The sequence below is a fragment of the Streptomyces sp. DSM 42067 genome (assembly GCF_055792885.1).
On the sequence record NZ_CM147706.1, the window covers coordinates 4741248 to 4758759 of the forward strand.

At 67.8% G+C, this 17512-nt stretch carries 11 protein-coding genes; 8 read left to right on the top strand and 3 right to left on the bottom strand.

Annotation, left to right across the window (positions count from 1 at the left end; genetic code table 11):
• Positions 1–128: 128 nt before the first annotated feature.
• Both femX and ACSMXV_RS21775 read left to right on the top strand, forming a co-directional pair.
• Positions 129–1250 carry a peptidoglycan bridge formation glycyltransferase FemX gene (gene femX, locus ACSMXV_RS21770; protein WP_473173001.1) on the top strand — a complete coding sequence of 374 codons (1122 nt, stop codon included), beginning with the start codon at positions 129–131 and terminating at the stop codon, positions 1248–1250.
• A gap of 84 nt (positions 1251–1334) precedes the next feature.
• Entirely contained in the window at positions 1335–2366 is a 1032-nt protein-coding gene (locus ACSMXV_RS21775) for an alanine racemase (protein WP_473173002.1), read from the top strand.
• Positions 2367–2489: 123 nt separating this feature from the next.
• Here ACSMXV_RS21775 and ACSMXV_RS21780 read toward each other — a convergent pair whose 3' ends face one another.
• Together ACSMXV_RS21780 and ACSMXV_RS21785 are read right to left on the bottom strand one after the other, a co-directional pair.
• Entirely contained in the window at positions 2490–4019 is a 1530-nt protein-coding gene (locus ACSMXV_RS21780) for a glycosyltransferase family 87 protein (protein ID WP_473179026.1), read from the bottom strand.
• 99 nt (positions 4020–4118) lie between these two features.
• Complete coding sequence (locus ACSMXV_RS21785; protein WP_473173003.1) at positions 4119–6788, bottom strand: transglycosylase domain-containing protein; 2670 nt, start codon at positions 6786–6788, stop codon at positions 4119–4121.
• A gap of 370 nt (positions 6789–7158) precedes the next feature.
• On the opposite strand from ACSMXV_RS21785, the gene ACSMXV_RS21790 reads away from it, so the two are divergent.
• From ACSMXV_RS21790 to ACSMXV_RS21805, 4 genes are all read left to right on the top strand, one after another.
• Positions 7159–7854 carry a PadR family transcriptional regulator gene (locus ACSMXV_RS21790; RefSeq protein ID WP_181656306.1) on the top strand — a complete coding sequence of 232 codons (696 nt, stop codon included), beginning with the start codon at positions 7159–7161 and terminating at the stop codon, positions 7852–7854.
• Positions 7855–7913: 59 nt separating this feature from the next.
• A complete protein-coding gene (locus ACSMXV_RS21795) occupies positions 7914–8996 on the top strand; it encodes an inositol-3-phosphate synthase (protein WP_473173004.1) in 1083 nt (360 codons plus the stop codon).
• Between the two features lie 120 nt (positions 8997–9116).
• On the top strand, positions 9117–10403 hold the full coding sequence (locus ACSMXV_RS21800; RefSeq protein ID WP_473173005.1) for an MFS transporter: 1287 nt from the start codon (positions 9117–9119) through the stop codon (positions 10401–10403).
• 137 nt (positions 10404–10540) lie between these two features.
• On the top strand, positions 10541–11044 hold the full coding sequence (locus ACSMXV_RS21805; RefSeq protein WP_473173006.1) for an LppU/SCO3897 family protein: 504 nt from the start codon (positions 10541–10543) through the stop codon (positions 11042–11044).
• A gap of 132 nt (positions 11045–11176) precedes the next feature.
• On the opposite strand, the gene ACSMXV_RS21810 is transcribed toward ACSMXV_RS21805, so the two are convergent.
• Positions 11177–12649, bottom strand: coding sequence for a CCA tRNA nucleotidyltransferase (locus tag ACSMXV_RS21810; RefSeq protein ID WP_473173007.1), 1473 nt, complete (start codon positions 12647–12649; stop codon positions 11177–11179).
• Between the two features lie 232 nt (positions 12650–12881).
• On the opposite strand from ACSMXV_RS21810, the gene ACSMXV_RS21815 reads away from it, so the two are divergent.
• On the top strand, positions 12882–15218 hold the full coding sequence (locus tag ACSMXV_RS21815; RefSeq protein WP_473173008.1) for a DUF6049 family protein: 2337 nt from the start codon (positions 12882–12884) through the stop codon (positions 15216–15218).
• Positions 15219–15265: 47 nt separating this feature from the next.
• Positions 15266–17488: a murein biosynthesis integral membrane protein MurJ gene (gene murJ / locus ACSMXV_RS21820; protein ID WP_473173009.1), complete on the top strand. Its 2223-nt coding sequence runs from the start codon at positions 15266–15268 to the stop codon at positions 17486–17488.
• Positions 17489–17512 lie beyond the last annotated feature (24 nt).

Consider the following 17512-nt stretch of genomic DNA (forward strand, 5'->3'; position numbering starts at 1 on the left):
CGGTCGGGTGCCGGCCGGGGTCAAGTTGCGTACGCCCAGACAGGGCGCTCGAACGGCGCAGTAGGCTTCGGCGCGAGAGCCGGAGCCCCTGTACCCATGGGGACACACCAGCCCGAGGAGCGCCCCGAATGAGCCTGACCCTGAGGACCATCAGCCGAGAGCAGCATCTGGCGTACATCCAGAGTCTGCCCGCGGCGAGCCACATGCAGGTCCCGGCCTGGTCCGATGTCAAGGCGGAGTGGCGGTCCGAGAACCTGGGCTGGTTCGACGATCGAACGGGTGAGCTCGTGGGCGCCGGCCTCGTCCTCTACCGGCAGCTGCCCAAGATCAAGCGCTATCTGGCGTATCTGCCCGAGGGCCCCGTCATCAACTGGTTCGCGCCGAACCTCGACGACTGGCTGCAGCCGATGCTGGCGCATCTCAAGCAGCAGGGCGCGTTCTCGGTGAAGATGGGCCCGCCGGTGATCATCCGGCGCTGGGAGGCCTCGTCCATCAAGAAGGGCATCCAGGACCCGGACGTGAAGCGCCTGCGCGACATCGAGGCGGACTTCATCGAGCCGCGCGCCTTCGAGGTCGCGGACCGGCTCCGCCGTATGGGCTGGCAACAGGGTGAGGACGGGGGCGCTGGCTTCGGCGACGTGCAGCCCCGCTATGTCTTCCAGGTGCCGCTGGCGGGCCGTTCCCTCGAGGACGTCCACAAGGGCTTCAACCAGCTGTGGCGGCGCAACATCAAGAAGGCTGAGAAGGCCGGCGTCGAGGTGGTCCAGGGCGGCTACGAGGACCTCGCCGAGTGGCAGCGCCTGTACGAGATCACGGCCGTGCGCGACCACTTCCGGCCGCGTCCGCTGTCGTACTTCCAGCGCATGTGGACGGCCCTCAACAACGAGGACCCCAACCGCATGCGGCTGTACTTCGCCCGGCACAACGGCGTGAACCTGTCCGCGGCGACGATGCTCGTCGTCGGCGGCCACGTCTGGTACTCCTACGGCGCCTCCGACAACATCGGCCGTGAGGTCCGGCCCTCGAACGCCATGCAGTGGCGGATGCTGCGCGATGCCTACGCCCTGGGGGCCACCGTCTACGACCTGCGCGGTATCAGCGACTCGCTGGACGAGTCCGACCACCTCTTCGGCCTGATCCAGTTCAAGGTGGGCACGGGCGGGCAGGCCGCCGAATACCTGGGCGAGTGGGACTTCCCGCTCAACAAGCTGCTCCACAAGGCGCTCGACATCTACATGTCGCGCCGCTGACCTCGCTTTTTCCCCTCGTTCTCCTGAAACATCGCAGCTCATACCCTGATAACCGCAATCACGAGAAAGGTTCGGGGACCGGCCATGGCGCTCACGCTCTACGTCGACACCGCGCGCTGGCGGGCACACCACAAGCACGTGCTCGACCAGTTTCCGGGGCTGGTCCCCGTCTGCAAGGGCAACGGCTACGGCTTCGGTCATGAGCGCCTGGCCGAGGAGGCCACGCGCTTCGGCTCCGACATGCTCGCCGTCGGCACCACCTACGAAGCCGCCCGGATCAAGGACTGGTTCAGCGGTGATCTACTGGTCCTGACGCCGTTCCGCCGGGGCGAGGAGCCCGTACCGCTGCCGGACCGTGTCGTCCGCTCGGTCTCCTCAATAGACGGGGTGCACGGTCTGGTGGGCGCCCGCGTCGTCATAGAGGTCATGTCCTCGATGAAGCGGCACGGCGTGACCGAGCAGGATCTGCCCCAGTTGCATGCGGCCATCGAGGACGTACGACTCGAGGGGTTCGCGATGCATCTGCCGCTGGACCGCACCGACGGCTCGGACGCCGTCGAGGAGGTCATAGGGTGGATGGACCGCCTGCGCGCGGCCCGGCTGCCGCTGCACACGATGTTCGTCAGCCACCTCAAGGCGGACGAACTCGCGCGTCTGCAGCAGCAGTTCCCGCAGACCCGGTTCCGGGCACGTATCGGTACGCGCCTGTGGCTGGGCGACCATGAGGCGACCGAGTACCGCGGCGCGGTCCTCGACGTCACGCGCGTCGCGAAGGGCGACCGTTTCGGGTACCGGCAGCAGAAGGCCGCCTCCGACGGCTATCTGGTCGTGGTGGCGGGCGGTACGTCGCACGGTGTGGGCCTGGAGGCCCCGAAGGCGCTCCACGGCGTCATGCCGCGTGCCAAGGGCGTCGCCCGTGCGGGCCTCGCCACGGTCAACCGCAATCTGTCGCCCTTCGTCTGGGCGGGCAAGCAGCGCTGGTTCGCGGAGCCGCCGCACATGCAGGTGTCGATTCTGTTCGTGCCATCGGATGCGCCGGAGCCGAAGGTGGGCGAGGAGCTGGTGGCTCATCTGCGGCATACGACGACGCAGTTCGATCGTCTCGTCGACCGGTAGAGGTTCGGCCGTACTAAGTAGGACACCGTCTAAGCCTCACTGAAACCGGAGGGGCTGCCGCATGGCGCGTCTGCGCTTCTGCGGCAGCCCCTCCGGCTCATTTCTGGGCTTCTCCGAAGCGGCTCACTCCTGGGCGGCGGTCGGTGCGGTCGGGGGGATTCCGTCGGGCTTTCTGCCCCACTCGACGTAGTGGCCTTCGAAGTGCGCGGCATGACGTGGCGGGTGAGCCGCGTAGCCGAGCACGAAGACGTCCGTCGCGCCGTCCAGCACACCGCCCGAGGGATCGTCGTCGCCCGCCCGTCGCACCACGTCACGCTCGGGCATGAGGATGTCGCGGATGACGACGCCGCACAGGTACAGCGTCCCCACCAGGTGGGCCGCGATGGCCAGGTGATAGCCGTCGGGCGGCAGTCCCTTGTGGGCGTCGCCGCTGGTCGTATAGGCGAGGTACATCCAGATGCCCAGGTAGTACGCGACCTCGCAGGCCTGCCAGATGAGGAAGTCCCGCCAGCGGGGGCGGGCCAGGGCGGCGAGCGGGATGAGCCACAGCACGTACTGCGGTGAGTAGACCTTGTTGGTGAGGATGAAGGCGGCCACCACCAGGAAGGCGAGCTGGGCGAAGCGCGGGCGGCGGGGCGCGGTCAGTGTGAGGGCGCCGATGCCCAGGCAAGCGACGATCATGAGCGCCGTGGCGAGAGTGTTGACAGAGTCGGTGCTCAGCGGGCTGTCCGACTGCTGGGAAAGGATCAGCCAGAAGGAGCCGAAGTCGACGCCCCGCTCCTGGCTGAATGTGTAGAACTTCGACCAGCCTTCCGTGGCGAGGATCATCACGGGCAGGTTCACGACGAGCCACGCGACCACCGCACCGAGCACGGCAGTCCCGTACGCACGCCATTTGCCGGCGCGCCAGCACAGTACGAGCAGCGGGCCCAGCAGCAGGACGGGGTAGAGCTTGGCGGCCGTGGCGAGGCCGAGCAGCACGCCGAAGGCCAGGGCTCGGCCCCGCGACCACATCAGCATCGCGGCGGCTGTGAGGGCCACAGCGAGCAGATCCCAGTTGATGGTGGCCGTCAGGGCGAGGGCGGGCGCAAGAGCGACGAGGAGGCCGTCCCAGGGGCAGCGCCGGTGGGTGCGGGTGACGCAGACGGCGATGACCGCGGCGCACACCATCAGCATTCCGGCATTGACCATCCAGTAGATCTGCTCCTGGCGCTGGATGGATCCGCTGCCGGGGGTCAGCCAGGCGGCGACCTCCATGAAGACGCCGGTCAGCACGGGGTACTCCAGGTACTCCATGTCGCCCGACAGCTTGTCGAAGTACGGCACGAGGCCGTCTGCGAAGCCGCGTCCCTGGTAGAGGTGCGGAATGTCGGAGTAGCAGGCGTGCGTGTACTGCGAGCCGGCGCCGTAGAACCAGGCGCCGTCGTAGCAGGGCAGCTTCTGCACCATGCCGAGCGCGAACATGCCGATCATGACGAGCGCGATGACGCGCACGGGAGTCCACCAGCTGGTCCCGGTCAGGGCCCATCGCCCGAGGGGGCCACCGATCAGCTCGCTGCCGGCCGCGGCGACCTCGTCATCCCTGGTCGGCCGCACCGGTTCCGGCTCGTACACGCTCGAGCGCGTCGTCTCTGCACTGGGCATGCCGCACATACTGCCGTACGCGCCTGAGAATGCGGCGAGGGCCGCCACACCGGTCAGGTGCAGCGGCCCTCGTTTCACGTGAAACACGCACGGGCGGCGCGAGGAGCGCTACCCCGCCGGGCCTCCGAAGAAGCCTCCATTGCCGTTGCCGTTGCCATTACTGCCACCGCTGCCGTCACTGGTCGATGGCGATGGTGATGTACCGCCGGTGCTTCCGTCGGTCGTTCCCCCGCTGTCAGTTCCGCCGTCCGTGGTTCCGCCGGTGTCGGTGCACGTCGGATCCCAGATGCTGCAGTTATTGCCGTTGCCGTTCGTCTTCGACGGGCTCGGACTGGGCGCGGTCACCGATGGGCTCGGCGCCACGCTCGCGCTGGGGTCCCCGGTGGGAGAAGTACTGGCACTCGGGGACGGGCTGGCGCCGATGATCTCGCCGATCTTCTCGGCCTCCGGGAAGGGCTTGGGGTTCACGCCCTTCATCGCCACGGCCATGTAGTCCTTCCAGACCTGGGCCGGGATGTCACCACCGTGGATGGACTCCACACCGCCGGTGCCGTTCATCGACAGCAGCTTGCCCTTGTCCGGCTCGGTCCTGAACAGGGTGACGGCCGTGGACAGCTCCCTGGTGTAGCCGACGAACCACGCCGACTTGTTCTTGTCGGTCGTACCGGTCTTGCCGGCCACCGGGAACCCGATGTCCGCGATCTTCTTGCCGGTGCCGTTCTGGACCACGTTCTCCAGGACGTCCGTCACGTTGTTGGCGACGTTCTCGTCCAGGGCGTTCTCCTGCTTCGGGGGATCGAAGCCGTCGAGCGGGTCGCCGTCCTTGACCACCTTGGTGACCGAGTACGGCTCGTAGTGCTTGCCCGACGCCGCGAAGGTGGCGTACGCATCGGCCATGCGGATGGCGCTGGGGGTCGACGTGCCGAGCGAGAAGGACACGTTGCGGAGGTTCGCCTTGTCGAAGGACTCCGGCAGGATGCCGATGGACTCCGCGGTCTTCCGGGTGTTGGAAAGGCCCACGTCGACGCCCAGCTGGGCGAACGGCGAGTTGATCGACTGCTCCATGGCCTTCCTGAGAGTCACCATGCCCCAGGGCGTGGTGCCCTCGTTCTTCTGACGGAACGGCTTGCCGTTGGACCCCATGATCGGATCACCGTTCTGGTCCTTGATCACGAGGAGGTCGTTGCCGTTGTACCGGGCCATCGGCGAAAGGGGCTCACCTTCGGTCTGGTAGGTCCCGTACTCCATCGCGGATGCCAGCACGATGGGCTTCCAGGTCGAGCCGACCGGCACACCTGTCGTGTTGGCGTTGTTGGAGTAATGGCCCTTGTCGTAGCCCTCACCGCCGTAGAGGGCGACGATCGCGCCCGTCTTCGGATTGACCGATGACGCGCCGAACTGGACGTACTTGTCCTTGGCCCGTTCCTCGGGCTTCAGGAAGCTCTTCTGCGTCTTCTTGACGGCTGCCTCGAGCTCGTTGACCTTCTTTTTGTCGAAGGTGGTGTAGATGCGGTAGCCGCCCCGGTCTAGTTCCTCGACACTCTTATCGAGCTTCTTCGCGACGTATTCCTTGGCGATGTCGACGAGGTAGCCGGTCTGTCCGGACAGTGACGAGGTGCGCTTCTTGGGCTTGGGGAAGCTGCCGACCGCCTCCCGCTCAGCCTTGGTCATGTTCCCGACCTCGACCTCACGGTCCAGGATCCAGTTCCAGCGTGCCTTGGCTCGCTCGGTGTTGGCCTCGGGCGTAGCGTTCGCCCCCACACCCCCGTCGGGGTTGTACAGGTTCGGCCCCTTGAGTACGGCCGCGAGGAAGACACACTCCTCGGTGGTGAGATTCTGGGAGTCCTTGCCGAAGTAGGCCTGGGCCGCCGCCTGGATCCCGTAGGAGTCGCGGCCGTAGAAGGCAGTGTTCAGGTAGCCCGCGAGGATCTCGTCCTTGCTCAGCTTGGAGCCCACCTTGATGGAGATGAAGAGCTCCTTGAACTTCCGCGTGATGGTCTGGTCCTGGCTCAGATACGTGTTCTTCACGAACTGCTGCGTGATGGTCGAACCACCCTGCGTGTCGCCGCCCCGGGCCATGTTGAACAGGGCACGGGCGATGCCCATCGGATCGACGCCCTTGTCGTCGTAGAAGGTGGCGTTCTCGGCAGAGATCACCGCTTTCTGCATGTCCTTGGGAATGTCCTTGATCTCCACATTCTGCCGGTTCGTGTCACCGGTGGTGGCCATCTGGGTCTTGTCGGACCAGTAGAAGACGTTGTTCTCAGCCAGGGCCGCCGCGTTCTGCTCGCTCGGGACCCCCACCATGGCGTACCCGATGCCGGCCGCGACCAGCAGACCGCCGAAGAAGGCGACGAACAGCCCGGTCACCATCCGCCACGACGGCACCCACCGCGCCGCCCCGTACTTCCCCGCGCGCGGGTAGTCGATGAACCGCTTCTTCGGGGGTACGGAGCCGCGGCCCCTGCCGCGGCCCGGAGGCCCGTCCGGCCCGCCGGGACCGCCTCGCCGGCCGCCTCCACCACCGCGGCCTCCGCCGTCGGCGGCCCTACGGCGGCCACCGCCACCGGCACGCTGTGCCGCACGGCGGGCCTCGGCGCGGCCGCCGTACGGGCGCTCCTCGCCTCCACCACCCCCGTAGCCGTACGCATCAGAGGGTGATCCGGTGGCGCCTCGCGGTGCTGCGCGGCGGCCGGATGACGAGCCGGACTGGCCACGTCGGGCCGCGGCACGTCCGCCGCCCTGTGGCTGCGGCGGTTTGCGACGGTGCTCGCTCATCGAACGACTACTCCTCGGGCAGGCGCCCTCGCGCCTGGAAACGGCGGCTGGTTTCCGGTTCCCCCCGACATACGGATGAGCCCATGACGGCACTCACCCGCACTACACCAAGGACGAGGACGTCCTCTGACGTCACTTGGTTCCCGGTGGACTGCATGGCGCACAGACTACGCACCGCCAAAACCTACCTAGGCCGAAGTTCATCCCAAATCAGGCAACTTGCTTCCTGCGAATCGGTGATGTGACGCCGTTCACCATGCCCCCCCTTGTCGCAGCCGGAAGGCCGTTCTATCGTCGTGATGTATCGAGTCGATACATCAGCACGGCATAAAGACCCGTACACGCGAACCGACGCAGTCAGGAGGCGACGATGAGCCGACGTTCCGGCATCCTCGAGTTCGCCGTACTCGGCCTGCTTCGCGAGTCGCCCATGCACGGCTATGAGCTGCGCAAACGGCTCAACACGTCGCTGGGCGTGTTCCGCGCCTTCAGCTACGGGTCGCTCTATCCCTGCCTTAAGACCCTGGTCGCCAACGGATGGTTGATCGAGGAGCCGGGCAGCACACCGGAGGACGTCCTGGCCGCTCCGCTGGCGGGACGCCGCGCCAAGATCGTCTACCGGTTGACGGCGGAAGGTAAGGAGCACTTCGAGGAGCTCCTCTCGCAGACCGGCCCCGATGCGTACGAGGACGAGCACTTCGCTGCCCGCTTCGCGTTCTTCGGGCAGACGTCGCGGGACGTACGCATGCGCGTACTCGAAGGCCGCCGCAGCCGGCTGGAGGAGCGTCTGGAGAAGATGCGCGCCTCCCTGGCCCGTACCAGGGAGCGCCTGGACGACTACACGCTTGAGCTCCAGCGGCACGGGATGGAGTCCGTGGAGCGCGAAGTGCGCTGGCTGAACGAGCTCATCGAGAGCGAGCGAGCGGGGCGGGACCAACGACGGTCCACCGACGCCTCCTCCCCCTCGGGGGACGCAGCTCGACACGACACAACAGGGCAGTCGGGCGGCCTGCCCCGGCACCGGGACACCACCGGTCCGGATCCGTCCGACGGCACCGCCACATGAGGCCGGCATCTCCGCTGGCCTCATACCGGAACACCGAGAACACACAGGGAGCAACCGGAATGGGTTCGGTTCGCGTAGCCGTCGTCGGCGTGGGCAACTGCGCCGCGTCGCTGGTACAGGGCGTCGAGTACTACAAGGACGCCGACCCGGACAGCAAGGTCCCGGGCCTGATGCACGTCCAGTTCGGCGACTACCACGTGCGGGACATCGAGTTCGTCGCCGCCTTCGACGTGGACGCCAAGAAGGTGGGCCTGGACCTCGCCGACGCCATCGGCGCCAGCGAGAACAACACCATCAAGATCTGCGACGTGCCGACCACCGGCGTGACCGTCCAGCGCGGCCACACCCTGGACGGTCTCGGTAAGTACTACCGCGAGACGATCGAGGAGTCCTCCGAGGCCCCGGTCGACGTCGTCCAGGTCCTCAAGGACAAGCAGGTCGACGTCCTGGTCTGCTACCTGCCGGTGGGTTCCGAGGACGCGGCGAAGTTCTACGCCCAGTGCGCCATCGACGCCAAGGTCGCCTTCGTCAACGCCCTGCCGGTCTTCATCGCCGGTACGAAGGAGTGGGCGGACAAGTTCACCGAGGCCGGTGTGCCGATCGTCGGTGACGACATCAAGTCGCAGGTCGGCGCCACCATCACGCACCGCGTCATGGCGAAGCTGTTCGAGGACCGGGGCGTCGTCCTGGACCGCACGATGCAGCTGAACGTCGGCGGCAACATGGACTTCAAGAACATGCTCGAGCGCGACCGCCTCGAGTCGAAGAAGATCTCCAAGACGCAGGCCGTCACCTCTCAGATCCCCGACCGGGACCTCGGCGAGAAGAACGTCCACATCGGCCCGTCGGACTACGTGGCCTGGCTCGACGACCGCAAGTGGGCCTACGTCCGCCTCGAGGGCCGTGCCTTCGGTGACGTCCCGCTGAACCTCGAGTACAAGCTCGAGGTGTGGGACTCCCCGAACTCCGCGGGTGTCATCATCGACGCCCTGCGCGCCGCGAAGATCGCCAAGGACCGCGGCATCGGCGGCCCCATCCTCTCCGCGTCCTCGTACTTCATGAAGTCCCCGCCGGTCCAGTACTTCGACGACCAGGCCCGCGAGAACGTCGAGAAGTTCATCAAGGGCGAGGTCGAGCGCTAAGCACGACGGAGCACCGGCGAGACGGAGCACCGGCGCGCGCCGAGCCTCGCCCGTCGTACGACCCTTGAGGGTCCCTGGGCACGTCGCCCGGGGACCCTCCTCGTATGTGAGGCTGTGCCCATGGCTGTGGTGCGTGACCTGCGCGTGCTCCTGCGCTTCAGGGACTTCCGGCGCCTGCTCGCCGTGCGGCTGCTGTCGCAGGGCGCCGACGGGGTGTACCAGGTCGCGCTCGCCACGTATGTCGTCTTCTCGCCGGAGAAGCAGACGTCGCCGGCCGCGGTCGCCTCCGCCATGGCGGTGCTGCTCCTCCCGTACTCGCTCGTCGGCCCCTTCGCGGGCGTCCTGCTGGACCGCTGGCGGCGTCGCCAGGTGTTGCTCTACGGGAATCTGCTGCGGGCGCTCCTGGCCGCTGTGACGGCCGTGCTGATGGTGAGCAGCGTTCCGGAGTGGCTCTTCTACGCCTCCGCGCTGTGCGTCACCGCCGTCAACCGCTTTGTGCTGGCAGGGCTTTCGGCCGCGCTGCCGCGTGTGGTCGACGCCGATCGCCTGGTGATGGCCAACTCCGTGTCGCCGACAGCCGGGACGCTCGCCGCGACGGCCGGCGGTGGTCTCGCCTTCGTCGTGCGTCTGGTGGTCTCGGACTCCAACGCCGCGGTCGTGCTGTCCGGGGCGGGGCTCTACGTGTGTGCGGCGCTCGCCTCACTGCGGATCGCGCGTGAACTGCTGGGGCCAGATCCAGAGTTGGTGCAGCCGCGCCTGTGGGCAGCGGTGGCAGGCACGGCACGGGGGCTGGCCGCGGGGGTACGGCATCTGGCCAAACGGCCGGTGGCGGCACGTGCCCTGGCCGCGATGACGCTCATGCGGTTCTGCTACGGCGCGCTGACGGTGATGGTGCTGATGCTGTGCCGGTACGCCTGGTCGTCCGGCGGGGCCAATGGGGCTGGCGGTGCTGGCGGGACGGAAGATGGACTGGCGCTTCTGGGCCTCGCCGTCTTGATCTCGGGAGCCGGCTTCTTTGCGGCGGCCGTGGTCACCCCATACGCGGCCGGGCGGCTGGGCCCCGGCGGGTGGATCACCGCGTGCGCGGCTGCCGCCGCGGTCCTGGAGCCCGCGCTCGGGTTGCCGTTCGCTCCCGCCCCCATGATGGCCGCGGCCTTTGTGCTGGGCCTGACGACGCAAGGCGCGAAGATCGCCACGGACACGGTCGTGCAGTCCTCGATCGACGACGGCTTCCGTGGCCGCATCTTCTCCTTGTACGACGTGCTGTTCAATGTCGCGTTCGTCGGAGCGGCAGGAGTGGCTGCTCTGATGCTGCCTCCTGACGGACGGTCGGTTCCGCTTGTGGGCACGGTGGCCGTGATCTACGGGGTGATTGCCGCCGCTATGGCCCGCTTTGAGCGCCAGTAAGTGTCACATCAATGCCACAGTGCCTCTTTGGGCTACAGCGTTGTCAGTAGGGCCCGGTAGCTTACGTGCGTCTTATCCACGCCCGTACGGGCGTCGTATTCGCGCCAGCGTGCGCCTAGTTCGAGGGGGACCTCCAAGTGACCACTCCGCCGCCCCAGGGCCAGAACCCGTTCGCACAGGGTCAGCAGCCCTATGGTCAGCCCGAGGGCGGGAACCCTTACGCTCAGCAGGCCACGCAGGGCCAGCCTGGTGTTCCTCCGCAGCCCAGCCCGTACATCGGCGCACCTGCCCCGGCACCGCAGCAGCCGCGCCGCGGCGTCAAGCAGTACCTCCGCATCGGCGGCTTCATCGTCGCCGCCATCGTGGTCGCCGGCGGCTGGTGGGCGAGCCAGGACGACGCGCAGTCGGCCGCCGTTGGCGACTGCATGCAGCGCGGCAGCACCGACGACAACAACCCGGACCTGGAAGTCGTCGAGTGCAGTGACGCCAAGGCCCAGTACAAGGTCCTGGCCAAGATCGAGGGCTCTTTCACCAGCCTGACGGCGGACAAGAAGTGCTCTGAGGAGGCCTCGGACTTCCAGTACGCGTACACGGAGACCGGCGGCGACAAGAGCTTCCTGCTCTGCCTGAAGGACAAGTAGAGCTCCTGCCGCGCATAGGGCTGCTACCGCGAGGGGCGGTGTTTCACGTGAAACACCGCCCCTCGCGCATGCCCGGCCGGACCCTGGGGTCATGTTTCACGTGAAACATGACCCGCGCCGACGCCACCTCCGTCAGCCCTGCGGCTGCGTCGCCCACCACTCCTTGAGCGCCGACACCGCCGCGTCATGCTCCATCGGCCCATTCTCCAGTCGTAGCTCCAGCAGGAACTTGTACGCCCGGCCGACCACCGGGCCGGGGCCGACTCCCAGGATCTCCATGATCTGGTTGCCGTCGAGGTCCGGCCGGATCGCGTCCAGCTCCTCCTGCTCCTGCAGGAGGGCAATGCGCTCCTCCAAGCCGTCGTAGGCACGCGACAGCGCGCCGGCCTTCCGCTTGTTTCGCGTCGTGCAGTCCGAGCGGGTCAGCTTGTGCAGCCGGTCCAGCATGGGGCCGGCGTCGCGTACATAACGCCGCACCGCGGAGTCCGTCCATTCGCCCGTGCCGTATCCATGGAAGCGCAGGTGCAGCTCGACCAGCCTCGAGACGTCCTTCACGAGGTCATTGGAGTACTTGAGCGCGACCATGCGCTTCTTGGTCATCTTGGCGCCCACCACCTCGTGGTGGTGGAAGGAGACCCGGCCGTCCTTCTCGAAGCGACGCGTCCGAGGCTTGCCGATGTCATGCAGGAGAGCGGCGAGCCGGAGCGTCAGGTCGGGGCCGCTGTCCTCCAGCGCCATCGCCTGCTCCAGAACGATCAGCGTGTGCTCGTATACGTCCTTGTGCCGGTGGTGCTCATCACGCTCCAGTCGCAGCGCCGGGAGCTCAGGCAGCACGTGATCAGCCAGGCCCGTATCCACGAGGAGCGCGAGTCCCTTGCGGGGATAGGCGGAGAGGATCAGCTTGTTGAGCTCGTCCCTTACCCGCTCGGCCGAGACGATCTCGATGCGTTCGGCCATCGCCTTCATCGCGGCGACCACATCGGGCGCCACCTCGAAGTCGAGCTGTGCGGCAAACCGTGCCGCGCGCATCATCCGCAGCGGATCGTCGGAAAAGGACTCCTCCGGAGTGCTCGGAGTGCGCAGCACACGCTCGGCGAGGTCCTGCAGACCGCCGTACGGATCGATGAAGTCCTTCTGCGGCAGTGCCACAGCCATCGCGTTGACGGTGAAGTCCCGCCGGACGAGATCGTCCTCGATGGAGTCACCGTAGGAGACCTCGGGCTTGCGCGAGGTCCGGTCGTAGGCCTCCGAGCGGTAGGTCGTCACCTCGATCTGGAAGTTCTGATCGACGTCTTCGACGCGGGCGCTCTTCTGGCAGCCCACCGTGCCGAAGGCGATCCCGACCTCCCATACGGCGTCCGCCCACGGCCGTACGATCTTCAGGACGTCCTCGGGACGGGCGTCCGTCGTGAAGTCCAGGTCATTGCCGAGCCGGCCCAGCAGCGCGTCCCTGACCGATCCTCCGACCAGGGCGAGAGTGAACCCGGCTTCCTGGAACCGACGGGCAAGATCGTCTGCGACAGGTGACACCCGCAACAGTTCGCTGACCGCGCGGTGCTGCACCTGGCTCAGGGCACTGGAGTTTTCTTCGTTGGCGTTCGGCACAACAGAAAAGGGTACGTGCCCGGGACGACCGCGGGCGCACTCCTTTTTGTCTCCGCTCTGTCTCCACTGACCGAGCACCCGGCCTGCGGCTCCCGGTGAGCCCCGGTAGTCTGCCCGGTCCCGGTCGTCCGATCTTGCGGAGCGCTCCGCGGCACTTCACCGGAGCGCACATCGTTACCATGCGTGGACGCACATTCCGACGACCACTGACGACACGAGGACGGACGAGCGCGTGGCCGAGGCGGCAGACTTCCCGGGGACAAGTCCCTCACCTGCCCGCCGGTGGCTGCGGCGTGCAGGGGCTCTGCTCGTCGCGGTGCCGCTGCTGGCCGGTCTGGTCCAGCTGCCCCAGACCCCTGTCTCACACGCCGCCGCGAAGACCTCCGCGGCCGAGGCGACCGGTTCGCGCACCGTCGATGTCGCCGTGAATTCGCTCACCCCCACCGCCCCGGGCGAGGACGACACCCTCACCATCTCCGGAACGGTCACCAACAGCGGCAAGCAGCCAGTGACCACCGCCGAGGTCGGCCTGCGGGTGGGGCCGCCCCTGAACAGCCGTAGCGCGATCGACAGCGCGGCACAGCGCACCAGCTACGTCCCGGGGGCGGACGGCAACCAGATCAGCAGCGAGTACGTCAAGGAGTTCGCCAAGCTGGCGCCCGGCGTCCCGCAGACCTTCAGCATCTCGGTTCCCGTCAAGGAACTGGACCTCGGTGCCGACGGTGTCTATCAGCTCGCCGTCACCCTGACGGGTCAGACCGCAGCTCAGCCCTGGACGCAGGTGCTCGGCGTCCAGAGGACGTTCCTGCCGTGGCAGCCCGGCGAGACGGACACCAAGACCAGGACGACGTATCTGTGGCCGCTGATCTCGTCCACGCACGTCACCGCGGAGACCGGCTCGGACGAGCAGCAGACTCCGGTCTTGGAGGACGACAGCCTGGCCGAGGAGATCTCCCCGGGCGGCCGACTGGAGCGGATGGTGGCTCTCGGCGCCGCTCTGGACGTCACCTGGGTCATCGACCCGGATCTCCTGGCCTCCGTCGACGCAATGACCAGGAGCTACCGGATCCGGGCAACCAACGGCACCACCGCCGGCAAGAACCAGGCTGTCGCCAAGCAGTGGCTCGACAATCTCGAGAAGGCCGTGGCGGACAAGAAAGTCGTCGCGCTGCCCTTCGCCGACCCCGACCTGGCCTCGCTCGCGCACAACGGCAAGAACGTCTCCGGCTCCCTGGGTCACCTCAAGGACGCCACTGACGCGGCAGTCAGAACCGTGGAGACGGTCCTCCACGTGGAACCGAGCACTGACTTCGCCTGGCCCGTGGAGGGAGCGGTCGACCCCTCCATCGTCGAAGTGGCCACCTCTGCGGGCGCCGACATGGTGATCGCCCGGAACGACAGCATGCAGGAGACCAGCGGGCTGACGTACACCCCCAATGCGGCCCGGCCGATCGGCGGGGGCACCACGGCCGTGGTCGCCGACGCCCGCCTGTCGACCGCCTTCGAAGGAGACATGACGGGCGCGGAGAAGTCCACGCTCGCCGTGCAGGAGTTCCTCGCACAGAGCCTGATGATCACGCTGCAGGAGCCGCAGAAGCAGCGCAGCATCGTTGTCGCCCCGCAGCGCATGCCATCCGCGAGCCAGGCGCAGACCATGGCCACGGCGCTGACGGCACTCGACGAGGACCGCTGGTCCGAGGCCCAGGATCTGTCCGCGGCTGCCAAGGCCAAGCCCGACCCGGACGCCACGACGCAGGTGCCTTCGACCAAGCAGTACCCGTCGGCGCTGCGCAAGCAGGAACTGCCGCAGTCCGCCTTCGAAGCCATCCAGAAGACACAGAAGGCACTCGACAGCTTCACGGTGATCCTCACCGACTCGTCCCGCGTGGTCACGCCCTTCGGCCGCGCCATCGACCGGCAGATGTCGACGTCCTGGCGAGGTCGCGCGGCTGAGGCCCAGCAGTTCCGTGACGGCGTGCAGTCGTACCTGGAGGGCCTCACCCAGCAGGTGAAACTGATCGACAAGTCCCCTGCGAAGCTCTCCGGCCGCAGCGCGACGATCCCGGTGACGGTGCAGAACAACCTCGTGCAGGGCGTCGACCGTCTCGTGCTGCGCCTCACCTCGACGAAGCCGAAGCGACTCCAGATCGGTGACGGCGACTATCAGGAGCAGCCCGTCAAAGTCGCGGGCGGGCACAGCCAGACGGTGAAGTTCACCACGACGACCAATGCCAACGGCCCCGTCCCGGTGATCGCCCAGCTGTACACGGAGGACGGGCAGCGATACGGCCCTGAGGTGCGCTTCGACCTGGAGGTCACCGAGGTTCCGCCCTCCGTGATGCTGGTCATCGCGGGCGGTCTGCTCCTGCTCGTACTCGCCGGTTTCCGGATGTACACACAGCGTAAGCGCGCGACCGCCCGGCAGACAGACGCGCCGGAGGGCGGCCCTGAGCAGGAGTCCCGCGCGGAGAGCGGTGCCGCCGATCCCGGGCAGCCGAGTGACCCGACGCCGGACACCGCACCGGAAAGCACCGACCCGTCCGGCACGGGTGAGAGAGTGGACCGTTGAGCGATGTCGTGGCCGGTGGGCCCGGGGACGATGAGGTGGGGTAGACCATGAACGCGCCGTACGACGGTGACCGTGGCCAAGGCGCGGGCGGTTCCGCATCGTCCGAGGGCATGCCACCCGGCCCTCCCGAGGGAGGCCAGGGACCTGCCGCCGACCTGTACTTCCAGGACGCCTACGCCCAGGATCCGTACCGCGATCAGGACCTCACCGCCCAGGACCCGGTGACAGAGGCGCTCTACGACCGCTCGGCGCACCCTCCGCCGCCTCCCGGCGCCTACCCGGAGACGCAACAGCTCTACGCACAGCCGACGACCCCCCAGCACGCTCCTGACCCGCGCATCTGGGCGCAGACGCCGCCGCCCGAGCCCGAGGGCCCGAGCCGGCAGCTGCCGTACGGCGACGACGCGCGCACCACGCAGTTCGTCGGCGTCGACGACCTTGTCACCGAGGCCGGCGACGAGCGCCACGAGCCGGACGCCTTCGCGCATCTCTTCCGGGACCAGAGCGGCCCCGGCGGACGTCCGCCGGCCGGCCCCTCGGCCGTCCCGGCTCCGTCAGCGGGGCCGTCCTCGCCGCCTACCGCGCCCACTGTGCCCGCTCCGGCCCCAGCTCCTTCGTCCGTCTCCGCGCCGACGAAGGGCGGCAGGGCGGCAAGCCTCCTGAAGTCGAGCGCGGTGATGGCGGCGGGCACGATGGTGTCCCGGCTCACCGGCTTCATCCGCTCCGCGCTGATCGTCTCGGCCCTGGGCCTCGGCCTCCTCGGCGACTCCTTCCAGGTCGCCTACCAACTGCCGACGATGATCTACATCCTGACCATCGGCGGCGGACTCAACTCCGTCTTCGTGCCGCAGCTCGTGCGCGCCATGAAGGACGACGAGGACGGCGGGGAGGCCTACGCCAACCGCCTGCTGACCCTCGTCATGGTGGCCCTCGGCGTACTCACCGTGCTCGCGATGTTCGCCGCGCCGCTCCTGGTCCGCGCGCTGTCGGTACCGGTTGCCAGTAACCCTGCTGCCGACGAGGTCGCCGTCACCTTCACCCGCTACTTCCTGCCCTCGATCTTCTTCATGGGCATCCACGTGGTGATGGGGCAGATCCTCAACGCCCGCGGCAAGTTCGGCGCGATGATGTGGACTCCGGTCCTCAACAACATCGTCATCATCGTGACGCTCGGCATGTTCCTCTGGGTCTACGGCACCGCGGCGAACTCCGAGATGACGGTCGAGACCATTCCGCCCGAGGGCCAGCGGCTCCTGGGCGTCGGAATCCTCCTCGGGCTCGTCGTCCAAGCCCTGGCGATGATCCCGTATCTGCGCGAGACCGGGTTCCGGCTGCGGCTGCGCTTCGACTGGAAGGGCCATGGCCTCGGCAAGGCCGCGATGCTGGCCAAGTGGACGGTGCTCTTCGTCCTCGCCAACCAGGCGGGCGCAATCGTCGTCACGCAGCTGTCCACCGCCGCGGGTAAGGACTCCGACGTCGACGGCACCGGCTTCGCCGCCTACGCCAACGCGCAGCTCATCTGGGGCCTGCCGCAGGCGATCATCACCGTCTCGCTCATGGCCGCGCTACTGCCGAGGCTCTCGCGATCCGCTCACGATGACGACGCCGGCGCAGTACGCGACGACATCTCCCAGGGCCTGCGCACCACAGCCGTCGCGATCGTTCCCATCGCCTTCGGCTTCATCGCACTCGGCATCCCGATGTGCACGCTGATCTTCGGCTCCTCAGGCAGCGCCGAAGCCACGAACATGGGCTACATGCTGATGGCGTTCGGCCTCGGCCTGATCCCGTACTCCGTGCAGTACGTCGTGCTGCGTGCCTTCTACGCATACGAGGACACCAGGACCCCCTTCTACAACACGGTCATCGTCGCCGCCGTCAACGCCGGAGCCTCGTGGCTCTGCTTCGTCGTGCTTCCGTCCCGCTGGGCCGTGGTCGGCATGGCCGCCTCGTACGGCCTCGCGTACGCGATCGGTGTGGGCGTCGCCTGGCGGCGGCTGCGCAAGCGCCTGGGTGGCGACCTGGACGGCTCTCATGTCATCCGTACGTATGCCCGACTCGGTATCGCTTCGCTGCCCGCTGCACTGCTGGCCGGCGCTGCCTGTTACGGGATCACCCAGGCCCTGGGGCAGGGCGTCTTCGGTTCGCTGGCCGCCCTCCTCGGCGGCGGCATCGCGCTCCTCGCAGTCTTCTACGTCGCCGCAAGGCGGATGCGGATCGCCGAGCTCAACTCGATGGTCGGTATGGTTCGCGGACGCCTGGGTCGCTGAACTCCGGGTACGCGCACAACCATC

What these genes read in the sequence shown, in the direction of transcription:
- ACSMXV_RS21775 (WP_473173002.1), top strand. Translation starts at nt 1,335, where the DNA reads ATGGCGCTCACGCTCTACGTCGACACCGCGCGCTGGCGGGCACACCAC.
- ACSMXV_RS21790 (WP_181656306.1), top strand. Translation starts at nt 7,159, where the DNA reads ATGAGCCGACGTTCCGGCATCCTCGAGTTCGCCGTACTCGGCCTGCTT.
- murJ (WP_473173009.1), top strand. Translation starts at nt 15,266, where the DNA reads ATGAACGCGCCGTACGACGGTGACCGTGGCCAAGGCGCGGGCGGTTCC.
- ACSMXV_RS21800 (WP_473173005.1), top strand. Translation starts at nt 9,117, where the DNA reads ATGGCTGTGGTGCGTGACCTGCGCGTGCTCCTGCGCTTCAGGGACTTC.
- ACSMXV_RS21780 (WP_473179026.1), bottom strand. Translation starts at nt 4,019, where the DNA reads ATGTGCGGCATGCCCAGTGCAGAGACGACGCGCTCGAGCGTGTACGAG.
- femX (WP_473173001.1), top strand. Translation starts at nt 129, where the DNA reads ATGAGCCTGACCCTGAGGACCATCAGCCGAGAGCAGCATCTGGCGTAC.
- ACSMXV_RS21785 (WP_473173003.1), bottom strand. Translation starts at nt 6,788, where the DNA reads ATGAGCGAGCACCGTCGCAAACCGCCGCAGCCACAGGGCGGCGGACGT.
- ACSMXV_RS21795 (WP_473173004.1), top strand. Translation starts at nt 7,914, where the DNA reads ATGGGTTCGGTTCGCGTAGCCGTCGTCGGCGTGGGCAACTGCGCCGCG.